Raw genomic sequence first — 767 nt, 5'->3', positions numbered from 1 at the left:
ATCAGAAAATATAACATAAAAGGAAAACCAACTACAAAATCTTACTTAGAATTGTTAATTGATAAGCATGAAAGTAATAAGACCTAGAATAGCAATTTTAACCGATTTCGGAGTAGGAGATAATTATAACGGAGTAATGGAAGGAGTAATAAAAAAGATAAATCCAGAAGTCGAGATCATATATATATCTGGCAACGTAAAAAGTTTCAGCATTTTTTCTGGAGCATATCTTCTATACACTTCTTACAATTATTTTCCGAAAAATACAATATTTTTAGTAGTAGTAGATCCTGGAGTTGGAACTGAAAGAAAACCTATTATTATTAAAACAAAGAACTATATTTTCGTAGGACCCGATAACGGGGTCATGTATCCAGCTGCGATTAATGATGGAATAACTAAAATCATTCATATTACTAACAAGAAACTTTATCTGACTTCTAAAATATCAAATACATTTCACGGCAGAGATATCTTCTCGCCCGTTGCAGCATTCATTTCAACAAACATAAGTATTGAAATATTTGGAAACGAAATTAAATCTGATCAAATACAAAGAATGGATTTTAGCTATCAAATACGAGATAACAAAATTTGCGGAACTATACTGTATATAGATCACTTTGGAAATATTGCAACTAGTATACCCGGTGAGTTACTACTACAACACGCTAATCAAGGCCAGAAAATACTTACTTACGTGAAAGGGAAACAATACACTCCTAAGTTAGTCAAGTCGTTTGGTTATGGAGAAGAAGGAGAATTAT

General features: G+C 31.4%; 1 protein-coding gene. It reads left to right on the top strand.

Annotated features, from left to right (window positions below):
- Positions 1-67: 67 nt before the first annotated feature.
- The coding region (locus DMP16_RS10420; RefSeq protein WP_143577238.1) for an SAM-dependent chlorinase/fluorinase at positions 68-767 on the top strand (700 nt) is incomplete at its 3' end.

Source organism: Sulfolobus sp. B1, from assembly GCF_007050195.1.
Taxonomy (GTDB): Archaea; Thermoproteota; Thermoprotei_A; order Sulfolobales; family Sulfolobaceae; genus Saccharolobus.
This window is presented reverse-complemented; position numbering and strand designations above follow the sequence as displayed.